General features: G+C 47.3%; 4 protein-coding genes. 2 read left to right on the forward strand and 2 right to left on the reverse strand.

Annotation, left to right across the window (positions count from 1 at the left end):
- Positions 1–245: 245 nt before the first annotated feature.
- Positions 246–2,123, reverse strand: a complete 1,878-nt coding sequence (recD, locus tag QUF61_RS17875; RefSeq protein WP_289682914.1) for an exodeoxyribonuclease V subunit alpha — start codon at positions 2,121–2,123, stop codon at positions 246–248.
- A gap of 177 nt (positions 2,124–2,300) precedes the next feature.
- Between recD and QUF61_RS17880 the strand changes: the two genes are divergently transcribed.
- Both QUF61_RS17880 and QUF61_RS17885 read left to right on the forward strand, forming a co-directional pair.
- Entirely contained in the window at positions 2,301–4,223 is a 1,923-nt protein-coding gene (locus tag QUF61_RS17880; RefSeq protein ID WP_289682915.1) for an AAA family ATPase, read from the forward strand.
- Positions 4,207–4,824 carry a 4Fe-4S single cluster domain-containing protein gene (locus QUF61_RS17885; protein WP_289682916.1) on the forward strand — a complete coding sequence of 206 codons (618 nt, stop codon included), beginning with the start codon at positions 4,207–4,209 and terminating at the stop codon, positions 4,822–4,824. Before QUF61_RS17880 ends, QUF61_RS17885 begins: the two co-directional genes overlap by 17 nt.
- Positions 4,825–4,835: 11 nt before the next feature.
- On the opposite strand, the gene QUF61_RS17890 is transcribed toward QUF61_RS17885, so the two are convergent.
- Positions 4,836–5,099, reverse strand: coding sequence for a hypothetical protein (locus QUF61_RS17890; protein WP_289682917.1), 264 nt, complete (start codon positions 5,097–5,099; stop codon positions 4,836–4,838).
- Between the last annotated feature and the right edge of the window lie 126 nt (positions 5,100–5,225).

The following is a 5,225-nucleotide window of genomic DNA, read 5'->3' on the forward strand; positions in this document are numbered from 1 at the left end:
GTGGTAATTTCGTTCATGAGCAGTTGCTATCGCTTTTGTATGTTTATTGGTAATTGCATATTTTAGCAACTGCTCGTTTTTTATACCTAATTGGTCTTACTCGGGACTAATTTTGGCGAAGGTATTGGTTTTTATTTTTAATATTAGGTGATTTTCGTCACCCCACACACTATCAAAAACCCAGCATGAGGTGAAAGCGGCTTTTTGCGTGCTCAGCGCAAAATGAAGCTTATGCCGAATTCAGGTTATTTTAAGCTCAATAAAGCATCACCCAGACCTGAAGTACGTTGTAAACGATGTGATACGGCCTGCCGAAATAAGCTTGCATGGCTGAGTATCTGCACCTGCTGGCGGGCGCGGGTGATGGCGGTATACAGTAATTCCCGGCTTAACACGGGGGAAGGCGATGCCGGTAAAACCAGTAAGATTTTATTAAACTCGGAACCCTGGCTTTTATGCACTGTCATGGCAAATGCGGTTTCATGCGCAGGCAGGCGCAGCGGAGAAAAATAGCGCAGGCCACCTTCTGGCGTGGGAAAACAGGCAACCAGACGTTGTTGCTGTTTGCTGGTTTTGTCTGTTGCCAGCAGGTGTTCAGGTAAAATCAGACCAATATCACCATTAAACAATTTCAGTTGATAATCATTACGCAGTATCATCACCGGGCGTCCAATGTACCAGGCGGTGCCGGTTTGTAATAGTCCCGCCTGTTCCAGCCAGGATTCTATCTGCTGATTCCAGTGACGCACGCCTGCTTCGCCTTCACGGTGCGCGCACAATACCCGGAACTGATTAAATGTGGACAAGGCCGTTTGCGCGGTGTTGGCCTCTAAATAAGTTTGAAACCCCTGAATAACCTGATCGCGGATGCTATCTTCTGCGCCGGGTTCTATCCAGTGTAAGCTGTTATCCGGTGGTGGCTGTTTTAATAAATTAAACGCCCCCCAACTGTCTCCGGTGTTCATGCGTTTGGCAAGTTGCCCAATACCGCTACGGCTGTCAAAACGATAACTTTTATGCAGTTGCAACACGCTATCCTGCAAAGAAGCGGCGGGGGTGTCGGGGTTGGGTTCGGGTATTTGCGGCAGAAAATCTGCCAGATGACTGCTGAAACTGGGAGAAAAGCCGGAGGGCTGTGCTGCGCTATATAAATCTCCCAATACCGCACCGGTTTCCACCGAGGCCAGTTGATCCTTATCGCCTAATAAAATTAACCGGGTGTGTGATGGCAGGGCTTGCAACAAGCGGGTCATTAACATCAAATCCACCATTGAGGCTTCATCAACAATCACCACATCCACCGGCCTTGGATTATCGGCATTAAAACGAAAATGCGGCGAGCCGGGGATAGTGCCCAGCCAGCGGTGAATGGTGGCGGCTTCGGTAGGGATTGCCGCGCGGATATGTTCATGACAGGCCAGTTGTTGACGACTGGCATTAATGGATTCTTGCAAACGCACCGCAGCTTTGCCCGTGGGTGTCAACAATGCAATACTGAGCGGTTTATTCTGTGTATGTGCCTGCTCCAGCAGCAATGCCAGCAGTTTTACCACAGTGGTAGTTTTGCCAGTACCGGGGCCGCCGGAAATCACACAAAACGGGCGCAGCATTGCCACCAGCACGGCAATTTGCTGCCAGTCCAGGGCTTTATTTTTGCCAGAATTGGGAAACAGACGTTTTAAGCTCTGGCGTAACAGCGCCTCATCAACGTGTAAATTGGTGCGGTGAAAACGTTGCTGGATTAATTTTGCCAGTTGTTGTTCATGCAACCAGTAACGCTGTAGATATAAACGTCCCTGCGGGTCTAAAATCAGCGGCTGATAGTCTCCGGGTTTTCCCACTACAGCACTATCTTCCAGTGTTTCCAGCCACAGCGTCTGTTCCGGGCAGCAACCACTGCTTTGGATTTGCTCTACGGGCAGCGCCTGTCCGGCAAGCGCGGGTAAAGATACGCAGCTATGACCACGCGCCGCCCATTGGCTGACTAAAGCAATGCTGAAAGCTAAAACCGGATCATCACTCTGTGCCAGTTGCAGAATGAAATCGGCAAAATGTAAATCCAGGGAGGAAAATACCTTGTCGTTACGTAAGTCATCCAGATTATATAAAGCGCTTGGGTTCATCGGTTAAGCCGGGTAAAAATCATTGTATAAACTTTATACGCCATAATACGCCTGTAAACCAGAATCTAAAGCAATATCTTAAGGAGCTATGCTCAGAACTGATTCAGCACGCCTGGAAATCTGCTTATCTTTCGGTACAATGCTTATTCACTCTATGAAAAAACAGGTGAGCAGCACATGATTATACTTGATGAAAACACACCACGCTGGATTCGCGAACTGGGGCGTTTTATTCACTTAAAAAGCCTGTTGTTTATTCATGGCAATGTACTTGATCTGGCTTCTTATCCGGTACAACGTGGTGATAAAAGCTATTGGACAGAAACCAATCTGGAAGATTTTTTTCAACGCTTCCTTTTGGGGCTGGGATATGAAATCGTGGGTATTTTTGATCCTGTCAGCGGCCTTAATTTTGCCAAAGAAGAACCGATGCATGGCTGGTTTGATCGGATTGCCAAAGGTGAGCGCATCACTCAAGAAGACAAGGCCAAGGTTCATCCTCACAACCCCCACACCTTGCGCCGCCCTCTTACCCCAGGGGTTTTACCCGACCCTGAACCAATAATCCATAACATTGCCCAGGTACTTGCCAACCGCGATGTGCCTTCAGCATTTGTGATCAATTTTGCATCACGCCTGGTCTCTGCCCCGGATCGCCTGGCGACAAAAGAACAGCAGTTATTTACCCGTATATTGAAAGCCTCGCTGGAAAGTAAGGAAGTCTTACAACAAAACCAGAGCTGGAACAATGTGCTGATTCTGGTTTGTGACAAACTCAATGACTTACCCACGTTTTTATATATGAACAATCCACGGGCGCGTTCAATTTACCTGGAAAAACCCACTTCAACAGAACGCAATCGTTTTATTCAGAGCAATTATTCCAGTTTTTATGGTGACAACAAAACCTTAGCGCCAGAATTAGCCAATCAGTTCAGTAATTTAACGGAAGATTTTTCTTATTATGAATTATTAAGTCTGGTGGGCTTGTCCCGGCGCGAGCAGATTCCGGTGGAAAATATCCGTAATCTCTGCGAGCGTTTTAAATACGGTATTACGGAAAGTGAATGGGATAAACTTGATAAAAACCGTCTGGCAAAAGCGGAAAACTTTATTCGCAAGCGTATCAAAGGGCAGGACAGCGCCGTGCGGCGTTTGCTGGAACTGATTAAACGCGCGCGTTTGGGCTTGGCAGCCGGTGCCAGCCACAAAAGCCAGCGTCCGCGTGGCGTATTGTTTTTTGCAGGGCCAACCGGCGTGGGTAAAACGGAACTGGCTAAAGCCCTGGCAGAATTGTTATTTGGGCGTGAAGAGCGTCTGGTACGCTTTGATATGAGCGAATATTCCGCCGCCCATGCCGATCAGAAATTACTGGGCGCGCCACCGGGTTATGTGGGTTATGAAGAAGGCGGCAAACTCACCAATGCCGTCAAGGAACAACCCTTTTCCGTATTGTTATTTGATGAAGTGGAAAAAGCCCATCCCGCAATTTTTGATAAGTTTCTGCAAATTCTTGATGATGGTCGCCTCACCGATGGTAAGGGAGAAACCGTTTATTTTTCTGAATGTATTATCATTTTCACCAGTAACCTCGGCGCGGTGGTGGCGCAGGATAATCTGCCCGGTGCGCGGCGGCAACTGGTAACACCGGACATGACCTATCCACAGGTGCAGGAAACCATCTTACAAAGCATTCGCGATCACTTTAATCTGGTATTAGGCCGCCCGGAAATCCTTAATCGTTTTGGTGAAAATTTTGTGGTATTTGATTTTATCCGCCCACCGGTTGATGAGCAAATCATTGACCGCCTGTTGCTGCAACTGACTGCTTCGCTGGCTGAACAACAAAAGTTACAGTTACGTATCCAGCGCCCGGTACGGGATACACTCGTAAAACTGGCGCGTAAACACCTGGAACACGGGGGGCGTGGCATCCGTAATATATTAGATGCCGCTTTAATTAATCCACTGGCGGAGCGTTTGTTTGAATTGGAGCTGAAGCCGGGGGCAACGGTGCATTTGTATCAATTGCTTGAACACAACGGGCAAAGCAAGCAGCGTTTTACTCTGGAATTAACCGTTAATGATGCACCGGCTTAAGCTGCACAGCCTCGCCTATCCAGTAACCGCACTGGGGCCTGGACAGCGCGTGGTATTGTGGGTCACTGGTTGCAGCCTGAATTGCAAGCACTGTATCAGCCCGGAACTGCGTGATAAAAATGCGGGTCAATGGATAGAGACACAACGCTTATATCAGCACTTGTGTAAACTCCCCGAAGACCTTGATGGTATCAGTTTAAGCGGTGGTGAACCTTTTGAGCAGGCACTGGCACTGGCTAAATTATTACAATTACTACAGGCAGCAAGACCGCAATGGAATGTATTGGTTTTTTCCGGTTATCCTTTAAAGCACTTAAAACAACAGGAAAATGCGCGGCAATTATTGGCTTATGTGGATATATTGGTGGATGGGCCTTATGCTTATCAACAGCCGGGTAATCATCCGCTTGCCGCTTCAGGCAATCAGCAGCTACACTATTTAACACCGCGTGGTTTAACACTACGCGCTGCCTGTGAAAAGTTGCCACTGAATGCGGCGAATCTAGGGGTGGGAAACAGCCCGCAACAGCGTTTAATCGGTATTTTAGATCCTGCTACGCGGGCGCGTTTGCTGCGGGTGTGGCAGCTAAAACCAGCTTAGACCTGATAATCTCAGATATCCGGTACTGGATAAAAATAATTTTCAAAATTTATCTCTGCACCAAGATTGCAATAAATTAAACAGGAATCACCATTCGTCCACGCTTCCCACTGCTCATCATCCTCTTCAGGCTTCAGCATACCTTTATCAAAGTCAATCGTATCCATATAGGCAGCAATTCCCGCTCTAGCCTGTAAAATTTCACCTATTTTTAATGTGTGAATAATTGCACTAAGCAATAGACAAAGAACTCCCTCCACCACAGTGGCCAACATGTAACCGTTCAGACCCCCAAAGCAAATATTGTATATCAGAACAATTTATGTAACAGTATAAAGCATAATCATTCAGGTTCTCACATAGCATATGACTCTCAGTGACAACGATTTACAGCAGATAAA

Source organism: Candidatus Venteria ishoeyi, from assembly GCF_030378065.1.
In the GTDB taxonomy this organism is placed as follows: Bacteria; Pseudomonadota; Gammaproteobacteria; order Beggiatoales; family Beggiatoaceae; genus Venteria; species Venteria ishoeyi.